Raw genomic sequence first — 22,923 nt, 5'->3', positions numbered from 1 at the left:
CATTTACGAAAAGAGCGGGCCGCTGATGGATATGCTGGGGTTGATCGACAATTTTGTTCGCGTAGTGGAAAACGGCACTATTGCCGCTGCTGCCCGCTCCAGAGGAATGAGTGCTGCAGCCGTAAGCCAGAGCCTGGCCCGGCTCGAAACGCACCTCGGCGTGCGTCTGCTTTCACGCACCACCCGCAGTATGGTCCTGACGGAAAGCGGTCAGCGTTATTACGCCAAAGTCCGCCATATACCGTATGATATTGCGCTTGCTGCGCAGGCTGCCGCTGTGGAAACCGGACCGCAGGGTCCGCTGCGCATTGCCACCACCGCGGCGTTTGGCCGCTACGTGGTTGCCCCTCTTATGCCGGCTTTTAATGAAATGTTCCCCGGAATTGACATAGAACTGATCGCTACCGATCGTGATGTCGATCACCGGCTGGAAAATATCGACGTCAGCCTGCGCATTGAGGCGCAGCTGAACGATCGGCTGGTGGCGCGAAAAATCGCATCCCTGCCGTTTATTTTCTGTGCGGCACCCGCTTACCTCTCCCGTGCAGGTACCCCGCAACGCATTGACGAGCTGAGCGAGCACGCCTGTCTGGTGTTTCGTTATCCCACAGATGGCCGGTTTCTTCCCTGGAGCTTCAGCGCAGACGGGGAGGTCGTTACCGCCCGGCTGAATCCCCGTTTTATCAGTGACGATATCGATATTATTGCCAGAATTGCCGTCAGCGGTGGCGGAATTGCACGGCTGGCAAGCTTTATCGCCCGGCCGCTGATCGCCAGCGGCCAGCTAATCCCGCTGTTTACTGACGACAAACAGGCGATTCAGTCGCTGCCGATGATCATTTACGCCTGCGTCAGTGAGCGTTCCGCCCTGAGCGCAAAAGTCAGGGCGTTTATTGATTACATTGCGGCAGCGGTTGCCACAGATGAAAAGATGTCATCGGCGCCGGTCCGGGGTGATTAACGCGGAGTGCGCAGCCGCAGTATGAACAGGCTGCTGACGAGCATCACTGCTGCTGCCATCAGCACCATCTTCTGCAGGCCGATAAGCCCAGCCAGATGTCCTCCTGCCAGCGCACCGCTGCCGATGGCGGCATTAAATATCGCGACATAGAGCGCAGAAGCGGGCTGCGCGGCCGTACCGGCACTGCGCAGCAGCCAGGTCTGCAGCCCGACGAATATTACTGCGATCCCGGCGCTCCAGAGTGCCAGCAGCAGCGCGGTCAGGCCGTGCGGCAATGCGGCGATGCTGAGTGCGCCCAGCGCCAGCGCGCTCAGCAGCAGCGCTGAAAGAATCAGGCCCCTGAGATGCCGATCGATCAACTTCCCGGCAATCATATTGCCCGCTACGCCGGCGATGCCGGCCATCAGCAGCAGGGCGGAAACCGCAGCAGGGGCAATACCCTGCTTTAACGTCAGCAGCGGATCGATATAGGTAAACGCGGCAAAGTGCGCGGTGATGACGGCTGCCGTTGCGCCAAACAGCGTCAGCAGCGTGCGATGACGAAAAATAGCCAGATAGTCATTCAGTTTTAAGGGGGCAGGAGGCGTCAGAGCCGGAAGCGTGCGCCAGAGAACCACGGCGGCGGCCAGTGCAAGCAGCGCAATGGCACCGAACGCGCTGCGCCAGCCGGCAGCAGCAGCCATAAAGCTGGCAAGCGGTACGCCCAGTACGCTGGCGGCTGAGACGCCGCCAAATATCACTGATGTCGCCAGTCCCAGCCTGCTGGCCGGCACCAGCCGGGCGGCAACGGTGCCAATCAGCGCCCAGAATACGCCATGGGCCAGCGCACCGGTAATGCGGGCGGTCATTAGCGCGGGCAGAGCGTAAGCGCGCATCGCCATCAGACAGGAGCCCGCCAGAATCACCATTAATCCAACCAGCAGCGCCTTGCGCGGAGTGCGTGCTGGCAGCATGCCGGAGCAGAGTGCAGCCAGCGCAGCGACCCAGCCATAAGCGGTAACAATCAGTCCGGTGGTGGCAGCAGGCTGGTGCAGATCGTTTGCCAGGGCGTTCAGCATCCCTACCGGCGCCAGCTCGCTGGTGACAATAGTAAAAGCGCTGAGGCCGAGCGCGGCAATAGCAATCCAGTTACGCGCTGGCACAGCGTGCGTAGCGATAACAGTGTCATTCATGGTGCAGTCTCCTTATGTTCAGATTCCGGAATTCTTAACCGGTTTAACTTCCCGGGGATGCGCAGTATCATCTGATCGAAATCGGGAAAACAGTGCGGAGAATGGAAGGCTATTTTCCATAAATGGAAACTATGAAGAGTGAATTTTACTGGGATGACATCAGGATCTTTCTGGCAATCGCCCGCGCCGGAACGCTGAGCGGCGCGGCGAGTGCGCTGGAAACCGGCATCGCGACCGTCTCCAGAAAGCTGGACCGGCTGGAGCAGTCGCTGGGACTGCCGCTGTTCAGCCGGCATCAGAGCGGATACCGGCTAACGGATGACGGCGAAGCGCTGCTGGAGCGGGCGGAGGCGCTGGAAGAGGCGGGGCGGGCGGTGACAGAAAAAGCGCAGCTGCAGGGAGCGGTGGCCGGACTGGTACGGCTGGCAACGTCGGATAATCTGGCCACCCATTTTATTCTGCCTTCACTGCCGTCTCTGCTGCAGACGCATCCGGCGCTTCGGCTGGAGGTGCTGAGCGGGGTGCAGTCAGTCAATCTGCACCGCAGAGAGGCCGATCTGGCGATTCGTCTGGTTCGCCCTGAGGCGGGCAACCTGACCATCAGACGGCTGGGAACCCTGGGATTCGGTCTGTATATGGCGCCGTCATTACTGCACGCTTCAGCACCTTTTACCCTCAATGAAGCGCCCTGTATCGGCTGGTCTGAATCACACCAGCATCTGCCTGCCGCCCGCTGGATCAAGCGCGTGCTGCGCGGCAGGCCCTGCCGGCTGGAAGCCAACACGCTGACCGCGCAGGTTGCGGCGGTGACGGCCGGACTGGGCGTTGGCGTGTTGCCGCACTTTATGGCCAGAGCCAGCGGTTTGCATTGCCTGCAGCGCGACAATAGTGCCGATCAGCCGCTGTGGCTGGTAATGCACGCCGATCTGGCAACGTCGGGTCGCGTACGCGCGGTGGCCGATCATCTTATCGGACTCTTCAGCGAATGCCGGGAGCAGCTTGAACGCTGAGCAAAATCCAGCGCGCGCGTCGGTAAGCGCAGCAATGTTCTACACTCCGGTAACGCGCAAAGTAACAGGAGAAAAGATGACGAACTCAAAAAACAGTGAAATCGTGCATGAACTGGTGTCAGAGAGCGGCACCGCATGGAACGGTCAGGCTTACGACTGCTATCCGTCAGGCAAGCCACAGATTTCCGTTATGCGCATGTCGCTGCCGCCCCACAGTGAACTGCCGTGGCATACGCATCCCATGCCCAACACGGCTTACGTGCTGTCGGGCCAGCTGATTATTGAAGATAAAGAGAGCGGCCGGCGCCAGCATTTTAATGCCGGTGAAGCGCTGAATGAGACGGTTAACAGTGCGCATCGCGGCTATACCGCTGAGCAGGGGACCGAGCTGATTATTTTTTATGCCGGGGCAGAGGGGCAGTCGCTCTCTGAGCCGCTGCCGGGTGAAGAGCCGGAGTTTTAGCGTTGAGCCGGGTGGAGAGTGACCGGAGGCGCAACAGCGCCGATCTGCACCCGGTTCGCTTTAACCCTTAATGCTTTTTGCGCCCCGCAGCGTTTTTGATCGGGCTGGTTGCCTGGTTGCTCGCCTAAATCATCACGGCGCCTCTGCTAAACTTGCCGGGTCGTAACTAAAAAACAGAGGACTGGAATGAAAATCAAAAGCTATGCCGCGATGAAAGCGGGCGAAGCACTGGTGCCGCACGAATATGAAGCTGGTCCGCTGAACGCGGAAGAGGTGATGGTCGAAGTGGACTACTGCGGTGTCTGCCACTCCGATCTCTCTATGATCGATAATGAGTGGGGCATCTCCTCTTTCCCGGTCATTGCCGGGCATGAAGTTATCGGCCGCATCAGCGAGCTGGGAGCCGCAGCGCAAAACAAAGGGCTGAAAGTGGGCCAGCGCGTGGGCATCGGCTGGACGGCGAAAAGTTGTCAGCACTGCGATGCCTGTATTAACGGCGAGCAGGTAAACTGCGAAAAAGGCTCTGTCCCGACCATTATGAACAAAGGCGGCTTCGCCAGCCACCTGCGTGCGGACTGGCAGTGGGTGATCCCGCTACCGGAATCAATTGATATCACGTCAGCCGGCCCGCTGCTCTGCGGTGGTATTACCGTATTCAAACCGCTGCTGATGCACAACATCAACGTTAACAGCCGCGTCGGCGTCATCGGAATTGGCGGTCTGGGCCATATGGCCATCAAACTGCTGCGTGCCATGGGTGCAGAGGTGACCGCGTTTAGTTCAAACGCCAGCAAAACTGAATCTGTTAAAGCGATGGGCGCCGATCGCGTGGTCAACAGCCGCGATCCAAAAGCGCTGAAGGCGCTGGCGGGTCAGTTTGACCTGATTATCAGTACGGTTGCGGTCGATCTCGACTGGCAGCCCTATTTCCAGGCGCTGGCCCCGCACGGTAAGTTCCATACCGTTGGTGCAGTAATGAAGCCGTTCCCGGTTCCGGCATTTACCCTGATCATGGGCGATCGCGCGGTAACCGGCTCCTCTACCGGCTCGCCGGGCCAGCTGCGTACGCTGATGCGCCTCGCCGCTCGTACTGATATCGCGCCGCAGGTAGAAGAGTTCCCGATGTCAAAAATCAACGATGCGCTGGAGCATGTGCGCGCCGGTAAAGCGAACTACCGCGTTGTGCTGAAAGCTGATTTCTGATGCAGAGATGAAAAGAGGTGGCTCAGCCACCTCTTTTTTTTACCCTTTGTTTGCTGAATCGTCCTGCTCGCCGAGAAAGAAGTACCAGAGCGGAATCGACATCAGTCCGGTAAATACCAGCGTGTAGAGCGTAATCATAAAGCCCTGCGTCAGATACATGGTCAGCGACCAGTGGCTGAACGGAATACCATACTGATCGATCACGCCACCGATAATCGCATTACTCATCACCGTACCGACAATCAGCGCCAGAATGAACAGGCCGCGCAGAAAATAGCGCATCTCTTTACGTTTGACCGTAAAGCGGGCGCGAATAATGCCCAGCGGCGACTGCTGTGCAGCGAGGATCTCCGCTTCAGTCATTGGCGTACGCTGCTGTCTGCGCCAGCGCAGATAATCGATGGCTAAAAACAGCAGCAGGCTGACACCCATGACCGGCAGCGCATACCCCAGCGCTACGGCCAGCAGCAGGGAGAGCAGGCGCGCCGTGAGCGGCAGCGCCAGCCAGCTTGCCGTTAGCGTCTCAAGCGGGCTGGTAGCAGCCGAAGCGGGGCGGCGCAGCCACCACATGCGGTAGCCCAGCACAATCATGGTGCAGAGGCCGAGACCAAAGAGAGCCAGCAGCAGCTGATTGGGCAGACCAAACAGCACACCCATATGAGCATCCACGCCCCAGCGGGTCAGTTTTGCCACCAGCGGAAAGCGGGCAAATTCAGCGCGATCCACGATCGCGAAACTGTGCGGATCCACCGACACCGCATCCACCTGCGTGGGCCAGCGGCGATCGATTTCCGTGACGGTCCAGGCGCTGCCGCTGTTTTTCGGCTGGCGCAGCTCCACTTTCGCTGCATCAATCCCGTTCGCGCGCGCGGCATTCAGCGCCTGGTCCCAGTCAGCATCGGGCATATTGGCGGGCGCCGGTTTCATCATGGGCATGCCGGGTTTGCGCATCGCCGCCATATCGGTCACTGACATACTGTGATGATCGGCGTGCGGATCGGCGGGGGCGACCGGTGCATCCGGATCGAGTACCGTTCTGACCTGCGGCGTCAGCCAGTTCAGCTCACTGCGCATTTTATCGATGTTCGCGCCTGCCCACTGTGACCAGGTGAGGCCGGTCGCAGAGAAGAACAGCAGCCCGAGCAGCAGCAGCAGTCCCAGGGTGGCGTGCCAGTGGCGGCTGAAAGCCAACCCGCTGCGTGCCGGTTTAAGCCGGCGCTTCGGCCGGGTCGCCAGCCACAACACCACGCCACCCAGCGCGGCTACCCAGAGCCAGCTTGCCGCCAGCTCGCTGTAGTTGCGTCCGGCATCGCCCAGCAGCAGGCTGCTGTGCAGCAAATCGAGCGTGGTGCGCAGCGGCAGTATGCCGCTGGTTCCGTAGACCGGCATATCTCCCTTTATCTGCAGGGTATAGGGATCGATAAACAGCGCGCGCGAGGTCGAGGCGCCCAGCGCCGGATCGCTGAACTGCACGCGGGTGGTCTCCTCTGCACCCGGTGCCGGTCGCACCGCGTAAATATGCGCATCTGCGCCAGCCCTGGCACGTGCCGCGCCGATCTGAGCCGACAGCGGCTGCGGTTCACCAGCGGGCGTTACCGTCAGTGCATCGTGATAGACCAGCTGTTCGAGCTGAGGCGTGAGCACATAGAGCGTGCCGCTCAGCGCAGCAATAAAGATAAACGGCGCAACGAACAGGCCGATATAAAAATGCAGGCGGCGAAGCAGATTGAGCACCGCGCCGCGCGGTGCTGCAGAATTAACAGCAGACAAAAGCGTCTTCCTTCTGAAAGTAAACAACCGGGGCGACGGGCAGCACGCTGCGCCCGCGCCACGTTAAAGCGGATTCAGTTAAGAAGCGGGGAAGGCGGTCCGCGCGGACGGGGTATGGCCACCCGCCTGCGCACTACGGGTGCCGCGCGCCGCGGCAGCGGTGGCGCACGGGAGTGAAGCAGCATCAGCCAGATAAAGGGAATAAACACCCAAATCATCAGCGGCACATGCACCAGCAGATCGCAGTAGCCGCAGGCAAGTTCGCCGTCGTCCGCGTCATGATGCATCATGCCCGGCATGGCGTGCTCCATCATCTGATGATGATCCATCTCCATCATGGCCGGGGCAGGCTGCGAAACGCGCTGCTGCTCAATCAGGCTTTTCGACACCACCGGCGCAACAAACAGCAGCAGCACCGCCAGAATGGCGAGGCAGGCAGTAAGGCGCTGGCGAAGTGCAGGTAAAACCGTCATAGCAGATAGCAGGTCACGTCAGAGAAGAGGCGGAATTGTAACGCGATTGCCGCTGCCGCGTTAAACAAACGCCGCCGGAGAGGGAAATAATTCGCATTTTTTGAAAAAGCTCACCCCGGACGCCGTTTTTGTTAACCTTAATGCAACCTGATGAGAACAGTGCAGAAACAATAAAGCGGAGCGAAGATGAAAATAGTGATGCTGGATGGTGATACGCTGCCCGAACGGCCGGCGCAGCCAGAATGGTGCAGTGCATGGGTCTGGCGCGGACAGACCGCACCCGCGGAGATTGTGTCTGCCCTGCAGGGGGCGACGATAGCCATGACAAATAAAGTCCCGCTGCGCGCCGACACGCTGCGGCAGCTGCCTGAACTGCGCTATATCTGCGTCACGGCTACCGGCTATGACTGTATCGACCTTGACGCCTGCCGGGCGCAGGGCATTGTGGTCAGCAATGTACCCGGCTACTCCACCCGCAGCGTGGCGGAGGGGGTAATCGCTGCGCTGTTCGCGCTGCGGCGACATCTGATGGATTACGCCATCAGCAGCCGCGACGCGTGGCCCGCCTCGCCGCACTTTTGTATCCATCGCGAGCCGCTGCAGGATATTCAGGGTGCGGTACTGGGCGTGGTCGGCAAAGGCGATATTGGCAGCGCAGCGGGTGAGATGGCGCAGGCGCTGGGTATGACGGTGCTCTATGCTGAACGGCCGGGGGCGGCAGCCGTCCGCGCCGGCTATACCGCCTTTGATGAGGTGCTGGCGCGCAGCGACGTACTGACGCTGCACTGCCCGCTGACGCCGCAGACGCAGCAGATGATCAACCGGCAGACGCTGGCCGCGATGAAACCGGGAGCGTTACTGATCAACACCGCGCGCGGCGGACTGATTGAAGAGGAGGATCTGGCGGCCGCGCTGCGTCAGGGAACCCTCGGCGGCGCGGCGCTGGACGTGCTGAGCAGTGAGCCGCCACCCGCTACGCATCCGCTGCTGCAACCCGGCGTGCCCCGGCTGCTGCTGACGCCGCATATCGCCTGGGCAACCCGGCAGGGCGTGGCGAATCTGCTGCGCGGTATTGAAGCCAACCTGGAGGCGTTTGCGCAGGATAAACCGCGTAATCAGGTGAGCTAAGGGTCAGAATACCGAGCGGCCCAGGCGGTCGCTCAGCTTCTCCAGCAGCGCGGTGCCGGCCAGTGAATTGCCTGAGCGATCCAGCGCCGGAGACCAGACGGCAATGCTCATCTCCCCCGGGATCACCGCAATAATGCCGCCGCCCACGCCGGATTTGGCCGGCATGCCCACCCGCCAGGCAAATTCGCCGGCGCCATCATACATGCCGCTGGTCATCATCAGCGCATTCACCTGACGCGCCTGACGCGGCGAGATCACCGCCCGGCGATTATCCTGTGTGCGTCCCTGGTTGGCCAGATAGAGAAATGTACGCGCCAGTTCGTTGCAGCTCATGGCCAGCGAACAGTAGTGAAAATAGGTCTCCATCACCTTGCTGACATCGTTATTAAAATTGCCAAACGATTTCATCAGCCAGGCAATGGCAGCGTTCCGGGCAGAGTGCTCATACTCAGAGCGCGCGACGCCGCGGTCATACAGAATATCCTCCTGCTGCGCCAGGCCACGGACAAATTCCAGCATGCGCTGGCGCGGAGCCGTCAGGCGGCTCTCCAGCAAATCGCACATCACCAGCGCGCCGGCGTTAATAAAGGGGTTACGCGGTTTGCCCTGTTCCAGCTCCAGCTGGACCAGCGAATTAAACGCCTGTCCGGATGGCTCTTTACCCACGCGCTGCCAGATTTCAGCGTCTTCATACAGCGTCAGGGCCACCGTCAGCGACAGCACCTTAGAGATGGATTGCACTGAAAAGCGCGTAGCGGCATCACCCGCCTGATAGCACTCACCTGACGGGGTACAGATTGCGATCCCCAGCTGGTCAGGCTCCACGTCCGCCAGCGCCGGAATATAATCCGCCACCTTTCCCTGCTGCGTCAGCGGCCGGACCTCGCTGGTAATCTCTTCAAGCAATGCGTTACTGAGTTCTGACACATCCCGCTCCGATAGTAATGAATCTGGCCACAAGGGCGATGGCCAGGATGATGGTGATTTGCAGGCGCCGCGTCAATCCGCCAGCCGCAATTCTGTGACACATTCTGTCGCGCGCGGTGACAGCGCGGTTGCGGACTGTATATGAATTAACCGCAACGTAAAATTCTGTTGCGAATGACCAGGTTACGGGCTGCCCGCTTTTGACTATGCTGGAACGGTGCAGGGCGCCGGGACGCTGCACATGGATTTCTGATTAGGAGAAACTGATGCCTGTTACACCTTCTGACGCTGAAGAGACTATGCGTCGCCCTGGCCGGTTTATGCGGCTGCAAACGCTGCTGCGCCGGGACACCACGCCGGTAAGGCTTTTGCTGCTGGCGGCGCTGGTCGGCACCCTGACCGGCCTGGTGGGTGTGGCATTTAACCGGGCGGTCAACCTGATGCTGCAGCTGCGTATCGATACGCTCACTGCACAGCATAGCGGTTTCGTGACCGGAGCGATCTCTGCCTTTGCCGCCTCTGCCATCATGGGCGGCGTGGGCTATTTTCTGGTGCGCCGCTTTGCGCCTGAGGCGGGTGGCTCGGGCATTCCGGAAATTGAAGGTGCGCTGGAAGAGCTGCGCCCGGTACGCTGGTGGCGCGTATTGCCGGTAAAATTTTTTGGCGGCATGGGCGCACTCGGTTCCGGGATGGTGCTGGGTCGGGAAGGACCGACGGTGCAGCTGGGCGGGAATATCGGCGGCATGTGCAGCGATCTGTTTCGCCTGCGCAGCGCTGAATCGCGCCACACGCTGCTCGCAACCGGTGCGGCAGCCGGTCTTGCAGCGGCCTTCAACGCACCGCTGGCGGGGATTTTATTTATTATTGAAGAGATGCGTCCGCAGTTTCGCTACAGTCTGGTTTCAATCAAAGCGGTATTTGTTGGCGTCATCATGGCCAGCATCGTCTACCGGCTCTGCGAGGGCAATAGCGCTATCATCGATATCGGCCAGCTCAGAGATGCGCCCACTGATACATTATGGCTCTATCTGCTGCTGGGGGTGGTGTTTGGCGCTGTCGGCGTCGCGTTTAACCGGCTGATCTTCACCATGCAGGATCGCTTTCAGCGTCTGCATCGCGGGCGCACCACGGCGTGGGTGCTGTGGGGCAGCGTGCTGGCCGGACTTTGCGGTGTACTGAGTATGCTGCTGCCGCAGGCGGCCGGTGGCGGGATAACGCTGATCCCGGCATTCTCTGGCGGCGAATATAGCGCGCTGATGCTGTTTGGTCTTTTTATGCTGCGCACGCTGGTGACGCTCTGCTGCTTTGCCTCCGGCGCACCGGGCGGCATTTTTGCGCCCATGCTGACGCTGGGTACGCTGCTGGGCACCTGTTTTGGCCAGATCGCTATAGCCTGGTTTCCGGCGTGGCATCTGGAAGCGGGCACCTTTGCGGTTGCCGGTATGGGCGCGCTGTTTGCCGCGTCGGTCCGCGCGCCGCTGACGGGGATTGTGCTGGTGCTGGAGATGACCAGCAATTATCAGCTGATCCTGCCGATGATCATTACCTGTCTGGGCGCTACGCTGGCGGCACAGTTTTTTGGCGGCAAGCCGCTCTATTCATCACTGCTGGCGCGCACGCTGGCGAAAACCCCGCTGAAAGAACCGCTGTCGCGCGATGCCAGCTGACCCGGCTGTGGCAGAGATAAGCGTGACCCTCGCGCTTATTTCACCTATGCTGACTTGCGGCATCCCGTATCGCAGTCCACCTTTACTCTTTGACCTTTTAAAATGGACGCACCATGCTCTGGTTATGGAACACGCTTATTTTGCTGGCAACCGTTGCACTGATGGAAGCAGTGGCGGCGCTCTCGCACAAATATATTATGCACGGCTGGGGATGGGGCTGGCATCTCTCTCATCATGAACCGCATACCAGCAGGTTTGAACTCAACGACCTTTACGCCGTTGTGTTTGCCGTGCTCTCAGTCGGGCTGATTTACTATGGCGTGCAGGGCATGTGGCCACTGCAGTGGATCGGCGCCGGGATGACCACCTACGGCGCGCTCTATTTTATGGTGCATGACGGGCTGGTGCATCAGCGCTGGCCGTTTCGCTACATTCCGCGCAAAGGCTATCTGAAGCGTTTATATATGGCGCATCGGATGCATCATGCGGTGCGCGGGCGTGAAGGTTGCGTCTCGTTTGGTTTTCTCTACGCACCGCCGCTGCATAAGCTGCAGGCTACGCTGCGTGAACGTCACGGTCGCAAACCTAACGCGGCCGCTGCCACAGATCGGCAGGACGCGGCTGCGGACGCGCCACGCGAGAAGTAAGCGCAATCCCCGCGCCTTTGAGCAGCAGCGCCAGCTTTTCCCCTTTGCTGGTGCGCTGCCGGGCATCCCAGGCACGCATACCAGCATCCTGCACTTTGACCCCGATTTCGCGATACACCCCGTGGGCCGTCGCGATAGCCCATGCCGAACGCAGCGGCAGATCGGGCAGCCCGCTGCGGGCCGAATGGTAGTAAGGCTCCGCTGCTGCCACCAGGCGTGCAGCCAGCAGCGCTATCGCCGCACGATAGTGCGGATCGGCCAGCTGACTGGCGCATAACCCGGCCTCCGTCAGCCAGCTTTGCGGCAGATAGCAGCGCCCGTTTTGCGCATCTTCAACAATATCACGTGCGATATTTGTCAGCTGAAACGCCAGGCCGAGATCGCAGGCGTGATCGAGTACGTTCTCATCGCGTACGCCCATTACGCGCGCCATCATCAGACCCACGACACCCGCCACGTGGTAGCAGTAACGCAGCGTGTCATCAAACGTGATGTAGCATTCTTCACGCGCATCCATAGCGAACCCCTCCAGATGATCAAACGCCAGCTGGGGCGGGAGTTCATGCATCAGCGCTACTTCCTGAAACGCACGAAAGGCGAGTTCATCCATATGCGCGCCGCTGTATGCGCGGCGGGTCTCAATCTGCAGATGCTGCATGCGCGTTTGTGCGTCTGCCACCTGATGTTGCGTGCCACCTTCGCCCAGCGTCTGACCGTCAATCACATCATCGCAGTGACGGCACCAGGCATAGAGCATCAGCGTGCTGCGGCGCGTAGCCGGGTCAAAAAGCTTAGCTGCGGTAGCGAAGCTTTTCGAGCCCGCCGCCATGGTCTGCGTGACCTGCTCAATCAGGGGTGGCTGATTCATCCGGCAAGATCCTCTACCATCAGCTGCGCGGTAGCTTTAGCTGAGCCGATGACACCCGGCACGCCAGCGCCGGGATGCGTGCCCGCACCGACCAGATAGAGATTACTGATGTCGGCGTCGCGGTTATGCGGCCGGAACCAGGCGCTTTGGGTAAGGATCGGCTCCAGCGAAAACGCTGAGCCCTGATGTGCGTGCAGCGTGTCGCGGAAATCTTCTGGCGTGAACATACGCTGTGTCACTATCTGATCGCGCAGGCCTGGCATGTAGTGCTCCTCAAGATAGGCAAAAATACGGTCGCGGAAACGCGGACCTTCCTGCTGCCAGTCGATTGCGGCAGTGCCAAGGTGCGGAACCGGCGCCAGCACATAAAAACTGCCGCAGCCTGCCGGTGCCAGTGACGGATCGGTGGTGCAGGGCGCGTGCAGGTAGAGCGAAAAATCGTCCGCCAGCTGGTTGCTGTTAAATATCTCATTAATCAGCTCGCGATAACGCGGGCCGAAGCAGACCGTATGGTGCGCCAGCTGAGCGTGCGGCTGGTTAAGGCCAAAATAGAGTACAAACAGCGAATTACTCATTCGCTTCCGCTTCAGCGTGGCGGCACGCTTACGGGCAACCGCATGATGCTGCAGCAGCCGGTCATAGGTGTGCACGACATCAGCATTGGAGGCCACGGCGCTGGCGTCAAAGCGACGTCCATCTTTTAGCTGCACGCCGCTGATGCGATTACCCTCTGTTTCCAGCTGGCTGACTTCGGCATTAAGCAGCAGCTCGCCGCCCAGGTCGCGAAACAGCCGCGCCATGCCGTCGACCAGCGCGCCGGTACCGCCTCGCGGAAACCAGACGCCCCATTCGCGTTCCAGCGCATGAATCAGAGTGTAGATAGAGGATGTTGCAAACGGATTACCGCCCACCAGTAAAGAGTGGAACGAAAATGCCTGTCGCAGATGATCGTCCTGAATAAATTTTGCCACCATATCGTATACGCTGCGCCACGCCTGCAGGCGGCCCAGCTGCGGACCGGCGCGCAGCATATCGCGGAAATTCAGGAACGGTACCGTACCGAGTTTGAGATACCCTTCTTTAAATACTGCCTGTGAATAGGCAAGAAACCGGCGATAGCCTTCGACATCCTGCGGATTAAACGCGGCAATCTGCTGCTCCAGCAGGGGCTGATTATTGTCATAATTAAGGACCTTGCCATCTTCCCAGCAGAGACGATAAAAGGGTGTGACCGGCATCAGCTCAACGTAGTCGCTGAGTTTTTTTCCCGCCAGCGTGAAAAGCGCTTCAATGGCGCTGGGATCGGTGATTACCGTCGGACCGGCATCAAAGGTAAAGCCCTCATCCTGCCATACGTAGGCGCGCCCGCCGGGTTTATCACGCTGCTCCAGCAGCGTGGTCGGAATACCGGCTGCCTGCAGACGAATAGCCAGAGCCAGGCCGCCAAAGCCCGCGCCAATCACATAAGTACGTTTCATTCTTTCTTCCCTGGTAGCGAAGGAGTCATCAACAGTGCGCGCAGCGCTTCTCCCACCGGCACCGGTGGTTTGCCGCATAATATGCGTGCTTTATCCCTGAGAAAGAGCTCTCCGGCGTAAAAGCGACTAATAAGACCGGCATCAAGCCGGTAAAAACGTTGCATAACCTGCCAGCGTTTTTCCGGTCGTCCGGCGAGGAACAGCATACGATTGAGCAGGCGGAAAAAATGCTGCTCGCGCCACTGACGTCGGGCAAACCGTTCAATACGCTGGCTAAGCTTTTCTGCATTACAGGGCAGGGCAGCCGCTATCTCATCCGCCAGCGCAACGGCAGAGGGCAGCGAATAGCCCGTGGTCGCATGAAACAGTCCGGCGCGCAGCCCGCTGCAGGGCTGACCCTGCTGTTGCTGCCAGAAGCGTTCAATATCACCATCAAGCGTGATCGGCAGGGAACCCTGCTCTTCGCGTAACAGGCGGCTCAGCTGCCAGCCCTGCTGCTCTGCATATTGCATGATGTTTTGTCGCGCCTGTTCGCTATCGAGCGTGGCATGATTGATATAGTGGGTATCTTCAATCAGCAGACGTTCAGCGCTGAGCGGCAGGGTATACACAAAGCGATAACCGCTGTGCTGATCGACCGTGGCATCCATCAGAACCGGCTGCTGCAGGCCGTGCGGACGCGCCAGATGCCACTCCTGACCGACAAACGACTGATAACCAAGCCGCAGGTGCGGCGTGGGCTGCAGGCCGCGTCCGTCAATCACGGCACGGGCATGCAGCACGTCGCCGTTTTCCAGCGTTACGCTTTGCGGTGTTACGCTGCGCACGGGTGCTGCAGTGCGCAATCTGTCTCCCAGCGTTTCGCGCAGATGGCGGGCGAAGTCCTGTGAAGCGACGGAACAATACTCCCCGCGCAGATTACGCCGCAGCGCCGGAAAGCGGACCTGATAGCCCGGCCAGCGCGCGGAGAGCAGCGGCTCCAGCCAGGCAAACTGTGCGTCACTGACATCGTCGCGGTGAAACGACCAGGTGTGATTACCTGCCGGCTGAGCGGCACTCTCCAGCAGCAGAATGTCAGGGGCCGGCTGCAGCTGCATCAGCCGCAGGGCGATCAGCCCGTTTGCCAGCCCCGCCCCCACCAGAATAAGATCAACATGCGTTTCAGACATCAGGTCGCCTCCGCCAGCACAATCTGTTGCCGGCACAGCGCCTGTTCAGCGATATCAGCCGCGCGCTGACAGCCGCCGGCGCGCTGCAGCTGCGCCTGGATCGCGGACATGCGCAGACGGTAGTGAGAATCGGACAGCAGCAGTTGCAAATGCGTCTCCAGCTGATGAGTGCGGCTGAACCGTGAGGCGCGACGCCCCACGCCATGCCATTCGATACGCGATGCCACACCGGGCTGGTCAAACGCAATAGGCAGCGCCAGCATTGGAATGCCCTGCGCCAGCGCTTCCAGCGCGCTATTCAGTCCGGCGTGCGTAATAAATACCTGAGCATGCTGCAGAGCAGCGTGCTGGTCGAGAAAATCGGTCACCCAGGCTGCCCCGGCCAGCTCCAGCTTGCGTACCTGATGCGCGCTCAGCCCGCCACAGTGGGCAACAACCAGTGATAATCCGAGATTGCAGCAGGCGCGCGCCAGGCGCAGAAACAGCCGAAAGCGGCGTCCCTGAAGCGTACCCAGCGAAGCGTAGACCACCGGCTGACGCAGTGCGGGCCACGGCGGCGGCAGATGAGTAGTGATACTCTGCTGACGCAGCGGCCCGACGGCGTGATAGCAGGCGGGAAGCTGATGGCGCGGAAAATCAAATGCCGGCACCAGCTGGCTGATTTGGGCCAGCGATGAGAGACAATCCTGCAGGCCTGAACGTGGCGATAAACCGAACGCGCGCGCATGATAAGCGATAACGTGGCGATGACGGCGCATGATGCGGTCATACATGCGGCTGCTGGCCGCAAAACGCTTCAGCGCCTTCTCATCCTGACCATAGCGAAACGACATCACCGCCAGCGGAATGCCCGCTTCGCGATTAACCGGCAGCGCGCAGGCAACGGAAATAAACGGCAGGCCCAGCGCCTCAGCCACCAGTCCGCCAGCCGCTTCCATCTGATCCGCAATGACGCCATCCACCTGCAGTTTTTTCAATACCGCCGGTAATTCACGACACAGCATATCGGTGGTTTCGGCCATATCGTTAATTACGCGAAACAGGGAAAGGCCGCCGGGTGCAGCCAGCCGCTGCAGAGCCGCCGCCAGAGATCCGGCCGGATGAGTTTGTTCACCCACCGGAGTAAAGGCGATGCGCTCATCGGTCAGCAGCGTACGTGCGTCGGCCTGCTGGATAAAAGTAATACGATGTCCGCGGCTGATAAGGGTCTGTGCCAGTGACTGCAGCGCGTGAAAATGGCTATAGAGTGGCGGCGCAATAACGGCAAAATGCCCCATAGATGATCCGCGTTAGTTGAACATTGCCAGCTGCTGATTAAACAGGGCATGCATATATTGACGGGTTGCAACGCCGCGATGACAGGCGCAGGCAAGATGTTCATCAGCGCTGCGCAGATGCTCACGCAAACGGCGCTCCGCACCGTCAGCACCCAGCATCTGCACCAGCGTCGATTTGCCCTGATCCTGATGAATATCTTTTCCGGTGTGTTTGCAGCCATCAGCGAGATCGTCCAGTAGCTGAAAAGCCTGGCCCAGATCCTGCGCAAAGTAGCTGAGTTTCTGACGCATTACCGGCGCAGCATCGGTCACAATGGCTGCCATCTGCAGCGCAGCGCGAAAGAGCACGCTGGTTTTAAGTTCGTTGGTGATGGCAATCGCTTCCGGGCTGCGGCTCTGACCCCCGTCATGCAGATCCTGAAACTGCCCCTGAACCAGCCCCTGCAAACCGACCGCCGCAGAGAGTTCAGCAATGGCGTCTGTTTTGTGCTGGGAGGGCAAATCCGGCGCGAGCGCAATGACTTCATATGCGCGGCTGAGCAGCGCGACTGCCGCCAGAATGGCCACGTTTTCGCCAAACTCGCGATGCACAGTGGGATGTCCACGTCGCATCAGCGCATCGTCCATGCAGGGAATATCATCCAGTATCAGCGAGGCCGCATGCACCATCTCAACCGCGCAGGCGAGATCGAGAATGCCACGCTTTGTCAGGTCGTAGCCCATGTCACGCGCCGCCAGTAACAGCAGCAGCGGACGTATGCGCTTACCGCTCGGCAGCGTGCCGGCACGCATAGCGGCCCGCACGCGATCGGAGGGCTGTCCGTCTGGCAGTAGCAGCTCAAGATTCTCCTGCAGAGCATGGCAAAGCTGGCGAAGATCGTTTTCCTGATTTGCTGCAATTTCGGCATGGGCGGTCATAGCGGCTATCCATGGTTAATAAACGTGGCGCTTTTTTTATTAACCGTAGACTGCGCAGGGGAAGAATGCCAGCGGTGATGACTCGTTAAGTCTCAGAAACCAATTATTTATATTAATTTACCGTTCCGGCTGGCTGGTATGGCATCAGGCCCGGCAGATCGGAATACATTGCTGTCAGCATCCTCAGAAACAGCAGCGCACAGAGCAGGGAAGAGAGGCAGGAGAGGTTATTTTTTGACCTGAAAAAACGAACTTGCCGATCGCGATCAAATTTCAGCCATCAGCATTGCAGGAAGATACCTGTAGTCAGGAAATAACCGGAGGCAGCAATGAGCAAATCACTAATGCGTTTATCGGATATGGCGCGCTACCTGGGCGTCTCTCCCGCCGTGTTGATTCGCGCTATCTGTAATCGCGGCACGCTGGAGAAGGTGCCGCTCCCCTCTGCAATTGATGAAGAGCTGCCGCTCTCCAGCCGGTGCTGGTCACCGCAGGAGGTCAGGCAGTTTCGCCATCAGCTACAGCGTCAGCGGCATCAGCACAAGTAAGCAGGCAGAGCCGATGTCTGTTCATCGGCTCTGCTGTATCAGGCGGCGACGCCTGCAGGATGAGAGGCCAGGTGACCCGCCCACAGGCTTGCAACCCATTTCACGCCTTTCGCGGTAAAGCGGGCCTGTGAGAACGCGTGCTGATTTTCACCCGTACCGGTGCGGAAAGAGAAATAGCCCGCCTGCACATGGTGTTTCTGTGGCGCCAGCGTATTTTTCTCCCGGTACATAATATTGCGTTCAAGCAGGAACTGCCGGAAGTCAGTCTCTTTGACCTTCAGCATTTTACAGAGCTGACGAAATCCAAGCGCTTCATTGACCTCAGTGAAACGGTCAAAAAACTCCGCTTTTGGTGCAGAGAGTGCCAGCTGCTGCTCTGCGCGCCGCCGCTGTTCAAATTGCTCCGCCCAGGCACGGGCTGCTTCGGCCGGATCCGTGAAGTCCGGCAGCTGAGCGATCTTTTCTTTCTCCTGCCAGCGATCGAGCAGATCGGCAGTAAAGCCGGGCGAAAGTCGGGCTACGGCGAGTAACGAGTCGCGTTTATTGAGCAGAAACTCCTGACGGCTCTCACCTTCATGCTCGTAAAGACTGACCGTAACAGGCTGGGAAAGGCGCTGTGCGGTTTCCAGGCTTTTAATCAGGCGCTTCACTTCGCCGTGCGTGATGCCAGTCAGTCTGGCAAGGTCACGGCTGCTCATCAGCAGAGACACGGTTTGAGCAGCAAGAATTTCCGTTGAGATCATCATTCGTATCACCTCTTAAAACGTCATTCAGTCATCAAGACTGCTGGATAAGTATACAATTTACTGTAGTTATATCCAGTGTTTTTTTAACCAATTCGGTAGTTTTTCTGCTGCTGTGCGCCACGTTCCGACACCACTGCAACCCGGTTGCACCACGCGGGCAGAACTGCCGATGCGCTTGCCTAATCAGCAATTGATGCCAGGCTCAGGCAATTCGCCTTAAATAATGTCAGGCACCTGCTGCGCTTATTAATGAGGAGTTAAGAATGAAAGCGTTAACCTATCATGGCCCGCACAAAGTACGCGTTGAAACGGTTCCCGATCCGGTATTGCAGGAAGCGGATGATATTATTCTGCGTGTCACTGCAACCGCTATCTGCGGTTCTGATTTGCATTTATATCGCGGTAAGATCCCAAAAACTGAACATGGCGATATATTTGGTCATGAATTTATGGGTGAAGTGGTGGAAGCTGGCAGTGCCGTAACCAATGTAGCGATTGGCGACCGCGTGGTGGTGCCGTTTGTGGTCGCCTGCGGCGACTGCTTCTTCTGCCATCTGCATCAGTATGCCGCCTGTGAAACCACTAATCCGGGTCGCGGTGCGATACTCAATAAAAAAAATATCACGCCACCCGCCGCCCTGTTTGGGTTTAGTCATCTTTATGGCGGAATACCCGGTGGACAGGCAGAATATGTTCGCGTGCCGAAAGCGAATACCGGCCCGTTTAAAGTGCCGCTGGCGCTGCCGGATGACAAAGTGCTGTTTCTGTCCGATATCCTCCCGACCGCCTGGCAGGCGGTGCAGAATGCCGGGCTGGATAAAGGCTCAAGCGTCGCGATCTTTGGTGCCGGCCCGGTAGGTCTGCTTAGCGCCGCCTGTGCAAGGCTGATGGGTGCCGAAGATATCTTTATGATTGATCATAACGCCTATCGTCTGGAGTTTGCCCGTCAGCGCTATGGCGTTACGCCGATAAATTTTGACGAGATTGACGATCCCGCAGCCTGGATTATTGACCATACCAAAGGGAACCGCGGCGTGGATGCGGTGATTGATGCAGTGGGCTTTGAAGCCAAAGGCAGCCTGACCGAAACCGTCCTCAGCAATCTGAAACTTGAAGGCAGCAGCGGCAAAGCGCTGCGTCAGTGTATTGCGGCCGTGCGTCGTGGTGGGGTGGTCAGCGTGCCGGGCGTCTATGCCGGTTTTATCCATGGCTTCATGTTTGGCGATGCGTTCGATAAAGGGCTGACCTTCAAAATGGGACAAACGCACGTGCACGCCTATCTGCCACGGCTGCTGTCGCTGATTGAACAGGGATTATTAACGCCGGAAGAGATTGTTACGCATCATATGCCGCTGGATGCGGCGGCAGAGGGGTATGAGATCTTTGATAAACGCAAAGAGGATTGCCGCAAAATCATTCTGGTGCCGGGAATGAAATCGGCTACTGCTGAAGCCTGACGCTATGGAGGCTGCCGCGTGGCAGCCTGCATAACAGAAATTCAGCGTACGCTGCCTTCGTCACGGTCGCTGAGTTCAGAAAGCGACACTTCAACAAACGGCATGTTATCCAGCCTGTCGCCGTAATCTTCACTGACATCAGGCAGGCTGGTGAACTGACCATCAACAAACAGAAAACTCAGATGCCGTTCAACCTCTTCCAGCAGCTCATCCACCTCTTTTGCGGTTTCACCCTGAGCGTTTTTACCATCCAGTTTCCAGCGAAAATGATTACCCACGATTTCTGCGCTGCCAATATCAACTACTTTGGCATCGATATTTTCTAACAGCAGACGCTGGCGGGCAAAATAAAGCAGATAGGGCATCCGATCGCGATTAATTTCAGACATACATTACTCCTGAATAATATTTCAGTGCGGGAAATAGTTGCGTACAGCATATACCGACCAGTAAACCGCGTTCAGGCCCAGCCAGGCCCAGCAGCCCCAGTAAGCAACGGGTTCACGCCGGGTACGCAATTTAGGCAGAAATGCCAGCAAATAACCCGCCGCCGCAATAAGCGCAACGAAATAAAGAAATTTCATGCTCTCTCCTGATTATTTATCATGAAGTAAGCATAGTCAGATTAACGCATTTGTGGAGCGCAGCGCCTGATATCCGGCAATGAGTTTTTCCAGTGCCGCTGCGCTTGTTTCATCTGCCGGGACGTAAACCAGCAGGCGGTCGCCATTGCGTGAAGCGGACCACCAGTTATTCTGACGCAGCGTAAATTCCCCGGTTTCCGCCCGCCAGAAACGCTTGATCCGATTCTCCACTTTTCCCAGCTCGTAACGCTGCCAGGTCTGTGCAAATTCATCAGAACTGTTAATCAGCCGGGTGAGAAAGCTTTCCCAGTGCGGATCGCCAAGGTGTTCTCCCATCTGGCCGCGAAACATGGCCACCATCTGCGGCATGACTTCATCCCAGTCGCGTATCATGCCGCGCCAGCCGGGATGATTAAACGCCAGCCAGATACAGTTGCGATCCTCAGCCTCTACGCTTGCCAGATCTATACCCATCAGCGCACACCACGCAGCGTTATAGCCAATGATGTCAAAACGCGGTGTCTCAATAATGGCCGGCAGCTGGATAGCATCCAGCATCTGCTGATTATGCTCAGCGAGTTTGCAGCAGGCGGCAACCTGAAGGGCGGGCAGTTTATGACCGGCGAGCGAGAAAAGATGTTGCGTTTCAACGTCATTACACTGCAGTGCTGATGCGATCGCCGTCAGCGTTTTCAGCGACGCTTTAATATCGCGACCCTGTTCCAGCCAGGTGTACCAGGTGACGCCGACATCAGCCAGCTGGGCGACCTCTTCGCGGCGCAGGCCCGGCGTGCGCCGCTGGCGCATACGCGGCAGACCCAGCCTGACAGGATCGAGGTTTTCCCGTCGGGAACGCAAAAAGGCGCCCAGCAGTTTGCGATTCGTATGAACCTCTTTTTCAGCATATTTTACAGCGGGTTGAATCGACATCAGCGTCATTTCTCCGGCCAGACGGGTGGTTTTAATACCATGATAATCAAAAACTGGTACCCGGTTATTTTTCAGCAGATGCTATGCCGCAATGAACACGAAAACAAGGTGAAACTGATGCACACTCCGCAACTTCGTCAGGCGGGTCTGATGGTACTGCTGGCCGGACTCTTACTGCCTATGATCGACTTTTCAATCGTTAACGTGGCGCTGGATGCAATGGCGCATAGCCTGCAGGCAACGCCCACCCAGCTGGCGCTGATTGTTGCTGTCTATGGTATTACTTTTGCCGTTTGCCTCGCGATGGGAGGGCGGCTCGGAGATAACTATGGCCGGCGCCGGGTTTTTATCAGCGGTGTCGGGATCTTTGCCCTGGCTTCGCTGCTGTGCGGTATGGCAAGCGGGGCCGGGATGCTGATGTTTGCCCGCGCGCTGCAGGGAGTGGGTGCGGCACTTATCGTGCCGCAGATCCTGGCAACGCTGCATATTACGCTGCAGGGCAGGGAGCATGCGCGGGCGATTGGTCTCTATGGCGGAATGGGCGGGCTGGCGTTCGTGATTGGTCAGGTGCTGGGCGGCTTTCTTATCAAAGCCGATCCGGGTGGGTATGGCTGGCGCAGCGTGTTTCTGATCAACCTGCCGATCTGTCTGGGCGTACTGGTGGCTGCGCGCCGCTTTATTCCGGAAACCCGCAATGCGACCCGCGTACCGGTTGATATCAGCGGTGCGCTGCTGCTGGGCGGAGCCACAGGCGCACTGTTGCTGAGCCTGGCGCTGGGGCCGGTGCTGAACTGGCGCTGGCCATGCGTGCTGTTACTGCTGCTGGCGCCGCTGTTTTTGCTGCAGCTGCGGCGGGTCTCTGTGCGTGCTGAAGCGTCAGGCCATTCACCGCTGCTGCCCCCGTCACTGCTGCGTTTACCCGGCGTGCGTTTCAGCCTTACGCTTGCCGTTATCTTTTTCTCCTGCTGGAGCGGGTTTATGTTTGTCATGGCTCTGACGCTGCAGTCCGGGCTTGGCTTCAGCGCCTTTGACTCCGGTAACGCTTTCATAGCGCTGGGGGTAGCCTATTTTATCGGTGCCATGCGGTCGACCGCACTGGTCACGCGCTTTGGTACGCGCACAATGCTGCTGGCTGGCTGTGCTATTCAGATCACCGGCCTGCTGGCTCTGATGGCAACCCTGCAGCTCCGGTGGCCGCAGGCGGGTATTCTTGCGCTGGCGCCAGCCACGGCACTCATTGGATTTGGTCAGTCTTTTATCGTCAGTACCTTCTACCGTATTGGCATGCGCGATATTCCGCATCATCAGGCGGGCGCTGGCAGCGCCATGTTGTCGACCGTGCAGCAGTCGGCGATGGGGCTGGGGCCGATGCTGCTGGGCGGCGTATTCAGCCATTTCAGCCAGACCGGATCCTGGCTGAGTGCTATCAGCGGTACGCTGGGGACTGAACTGCTCTCCATGCTGGTACTGGTGGCGATCGCCTTAATGCAGCATGACAACGTGGCAACCACACCCGCAGAAGGATAA

Annotated in this window: 23 protein-coding genes; 10 read left to right on the top strand and 13 right to left on the bottom strand. The window is 58.7% G+C overall.

Translation table 11 applies throughout. From position 1 onward, the window contains the following. Nucleotides 1-25: 25 nt before the first annotated feature. The gene (locus tag LAC65_RS17690; RefSeq protein ID WP_052246552.1) at nucleotides 26-961 is read left to right on the top strand and encodes a LysR family transcriptional regulator; all 936 of its coding nucleotides are present in this window, start codon (nucleotides 26-28) and stop codon (nucleotides 959-961) included. On the opposite strand, the gene LAC65_RS17685 is transcribed toward LAC65_RS17690, so the two are convergent. Then, entirely contained in the window at nucleotides 958-2,133 is a 1,176-nt protein-coding gene (locus LAC65_RS17685) for an MFS transporter (protein WP_040113685.1), read from the bottom strand. The genes LAC65_RS17690 and LAC65_RS17685 overlap by 4 nt on opposite strands. Before the next feature lie 131 nt (nucleotides 2,134-2,264). Here LAC65_RS17685 and LAC65_RS17680 point away from each other — a divergent pair, with 131 nt between their 5' ends. The 3 genes from LAC65_RS17680 (at nucleotide 2,265) to ahr (ending at nucleotide 4,809) form a co-directional block, all read left to right on the top strand. Next, nucleotides 2,265-3,143 carry a LysR family transcriptional regulator gene (locus tag LAC65_RS17680; protein WP_040113907.1) on the top strand — a complete coding sequence of 293 codons (879 nt, stop codon included), beginning with the start codon at nucleotides 2,265-2,267 and terminating at the stop codon, nucleotides 3,141-3,143. Nucleotides 3,144-3,219: 76 nt separating this feature from the next. Continuing rightward, nucleotides 3,220-3,606 carry a cupin domain-containing protein gene (locus tag LAC65_RS17675; protein WP_040113684.1) on the top strand — a complete coding sequence of 129 codons (387 nt, stop codon included), beginning with the start codon at nucleotides 3,220-3,222 and terminating at the stop codon, nucleotides 3,604-3,606. Nucleotides 3,607-3,792: 186 nt separating this feature from the next. Then, nucleotides 3,793-4,809: an NADPH-dependent aldehyde reductase Ahr gene (ahr, locus tag LAC65_RS17670; protein WP_040113682.1), complete on the top strand. Its 1,017-nt coding sequence runs from the start codon at nucleotides 3,793-3,795 to the stop codon at nucleotides 4,807-4,809. A 39-nt stretch (nucleotides 4,810-4,848) separates the two neighbouring features. Here the strand turns inward: ahr and LAC65_RS17665 are convergent, their stop codons facing one another. Together LAC65_RS17665 and LAC65_RS17660 are read right to left on the bottom strand one after the other, a co-directional pair. Beyond that, nucleotides 4,849-6,579, bottom strand: coding sequence for a DUF2534 family protein (locus LAC65_RS17665; protein WP_040113680.1), 1,731 nt, complete (start codon nucleotides 6,577-6,579; stop codon nucleotides 4,849-4,851). 74 nt (nucleotides 6,580-6,653) lie between these two features. Further along, the gene (locus LAC65_RS17660; protein ID WP_040113679.1) at nucleotides 6,654-7,052 is read right to left on the bottom strand and encodes a DUF2946 domain-containing protein; all 399 of its coding nucleotides are present in this window, start codon (nucleotides 7,050-7,052) and stop codon (nucleotides 6,654-6,656) included. Between the two features lie 186 nt (nucleotides 7,053-7,238). Here LAC65_RS17660 and LAC65_RS17655 point away from each other — a divergent pair, with 186 nt between their 5' ends. Next, nucleotides 7,239-8,180 carry a D-2-hydroxyacid dehydrogenase gene (locus LAC65_RS17655; RefSeq protein WP_040113677.1) on the top strand — a complete coding sequence of 314 codons (942 nt, stop codon included), beginning with the start codon at nucleotides 7,239-7,241 and terminating at the stop codon, nucleotides 8,178-8,180. Nucleotides 8,181-8,183: 3 nt separating this feature from the next. Here LAC65_RS17655 and glsB read toward each other — a convergent pair whose 3' ends face one another. Continuing rightward, the gene (gene glsB / locus LAC65_RS17650) at nucleotides 8,184-9,107 is read right to left on the bottom strand and encodes a glutaminase B (protein WP_040113675.1); all 924 of its coding nucleotides are present in this window, start codon (nucleotides 9,105-9,107) and stop codon (nucleotides 8,184-8,186) included. A gap of 266 nt (nucleotides 9,108-9,373) precedes the next feature. Here glsB and clcA point away from each other — a divergent pair, with 266 nt between their 5' ends. Then, on the top strand, nucleotides 9,374-10,774 hold the full coding sequence (gene clcA, locus LAC65_RS17645) for a H(+)/Cl(-) exchange transporter ClcA (protein ID WP_040113673.1): 1,401 nt from the start codon (nucleotides 9,374-9,376) through the stop codon (nucleotides 10,772-10,774). 113 nt (nucleotides 10,775-10,887) lie between these two features. After that, entirely contained in the window at nucleotides 10,888-11,421 is a 534-nt protein-coding gene (locus LAC65_RS17640) for a sterol desaturase family protein (RefSeq protein ID WP_040113672.1), read from the top strand. Here the strand turns inward: LAC65_RS17640 and crtB are convergent. Genes crtB through LAC65_RS17615 form a run of 5 tightly spaced genes read right to left on the bottom strand, consistent with a single transcriptional unit; the run spans nucleotide 11,360 to nucleotide 17,131 of the window. Beyond that, nucleotides 11,360-12,289 carry a 15-cis-phytoene synthase CrtB gene (gene crtB, locus LAC65_RS17635; RefSeq protein WP_040113670.1) on the bottom strand — a complete coding sequence of 310 codons (930 nt, stop codon included), beginning with the start codon at nucleotides 12,287-12,289 and terminating at the stop codon, nucleotides 11,360-11,362. The genes LAC65_RS17640 and crtB overlap by 62 nt on opposite strands. Further along, entirely contained in the window at nucleotides 12,286-13,767 is a 1,482-nt protein-coding gene (locus LAC65_RS17630) for a phytoene desaturase (protein ID WP_040113668.1), read from the bottom strand. The genes crtB and LAC65_RS17630 overlap by 4 nt, the downstream gene beginning before the upstream one ends. Then, nucleotides 13,764-14,936 carry a lycopene beta-cyclase CrtY gene (crtY, locus tag LAC65_RS17625; protein WP_040113666.1) on the bottom strand — a complete coding sequence of 391 codons (1,173 nt, stop codon included), beginning with the start codon at nucleotides 14,934-14,936 and terminating at the stop codon, nucleotides 13,764-13,766. The genes LAC65_RS17630 and crtY overlap by 4 nt, the downstream gene beginning before the upstream one ends. Continuing rightward, nucleotides 14,936-16,213 (bottom strand): glycosyltransferase, encoded by a 1,278-nt coding sequence (locus LAC65_RS17620; protein ID WP_040113664.1) that lies wholly within the window; start codon nucleotides 16,211-16,213, stop codon nucleotides 14,936-14,938. The genes crtY and LAC65_RS17620 overlap by 1 nt, the downstream gene beginning before the upstream one ends. Before the next feature lie 12 nt (nucleotides 16,214-16,225). After that, a complete protein-coding gene (locus tag LAC65_RS17615; protein ID WP_040113662.1) occupies nucleotides 16,226-17,131 on the bottom strand; it encodes a polyprenyl synthetase family protein in 906 nt (301 codons plus the stop codon). A gap of 329 nt (nucleotides 17,132-17,460) precedes the next feature. On the opposite strand from LAC65_RS17615, the gene LAC65_RS17610 reads away from it, so the two are divergent. Continuing rightward, on the top strand, nucleotides 17,461-17,679 hold the full coding sequence (locus LAC65_RS17610; protein ID WP_040113660.1) for a hypothetical protein: 219 nt from the start codon (nucleotides 17,461-17,463) through the stop codon (nucleotides 17,677-17,679). A 38-nt stretch (nucleotides 17,680-17,717) separates the two neighbouring features. Here the strand turns inward: LAC65_RS17610 and LAC65_RS17605 are convergent, their stop codons facing one another. Next, complete coding sequence (locus tag LAC65_RS17605; RefSeq protein ID WP_040113658.1) at nucleotides 17,718-18,425, bottom strand: phage antirepressor KilAC domain-containing protein; 708 nt, start codon at nucleotides 18,423-18,425, stop codon at nucleotides 17,718-17,720. A 263-nt stretch (nucleotides 18,426-18,688) separates the two neighbouring features. On the opposite strand from LAC65_RS17605, the gene LAC65_RS17600 reads away from it, so the two are divergent. Then, nucleotides 18,689-19,882, top strand: coding sequence for a zinc-dependent alcohol dehydrogenase (locus tag LAC65_RS17600; protein WP_040113656.1), 1,194 nt, complete (start codon nucleotides 18,689-18,691; stop codon nucleotides 19,880-19,882). Between the two features lie 41 nt (nucleotides 19,883-19,923). On the opposite strand, the gene LAC65_RS17595 is transcribed toward LAC65_RS17600, so the two are convergent. From LAC65_RS17595 to LAC65_RS17585, 3 genes are read right to left on the bottom strand one after another with little or no spacing between them, the layout of a single operon-like run. After that, nucleotides 19,924-20,271 carry a hypothetical protein gene (locus LAC65_RS17595; protein WP_040113654.1) on the bottom strand — a complete coding sequence of 116 codons (348 nt, stop codon included), beginning with the start codon at nucleotides 20,269-20,271 and terminating at the stop codon, nucleotides 19,924-19,926. A gap of 21 nt (nucleotides 20,272-20,292) precedes the next feature. Then, complete coding sequence (locus LAC65_RS17590) at nucleotides 20,293-20,466, bottom strand: hypothetical protein (protein ID WP_166714220.1); 174 nt, start codon at nucleotides 20,464-20,466, stop codon at nucleotides 20,293-20,295. A gap of 36 nt (nucleotides 20,467-20,502) precedes the next feature. Next, nucleotides 20,503-21,396, bottom strand: coding sequence for a helix-turn-helix transcriptional regulator (locus LAC65_RS17585; RefSeq protein WP_052246563.1), 894 nt, complete (start codon nucleotides 21,394-21,396; stop codon nucleotides 20,503-20,505). Between the two features lie 117 nt (nucleotides 21,397-21,513). Between LAC65_RS17585 and LAC65_RS17580 the strand changes: the two genes are divergently transcribed. Further along, nucleotides 21,514-22,923: an MFS transporter gene (locus tag LAC65_RS17580; protein ID WP_052246562.1), complete on the top strand. Its 1,410-nt coding sequence runs from the start codon at nucleotides 21,514-21,516 to the stop codon at nucleotides 22,921-22,923.

The organism is Pantoea eucrina, from assembly GCF_020079945.1.
GTDB classification, from domain to species: Bacteria; Pseudomonadota; Gammaproteobacteria; order Enterobacterales; family Enterobacteriaceae; genus Pantoea; species Pantoea eucrina.
The sequence above is the reverse complement of the archived record's forward strand: the minus strand, read 5'-3'. Positions and strand labels throughout refer to the sequence as shown.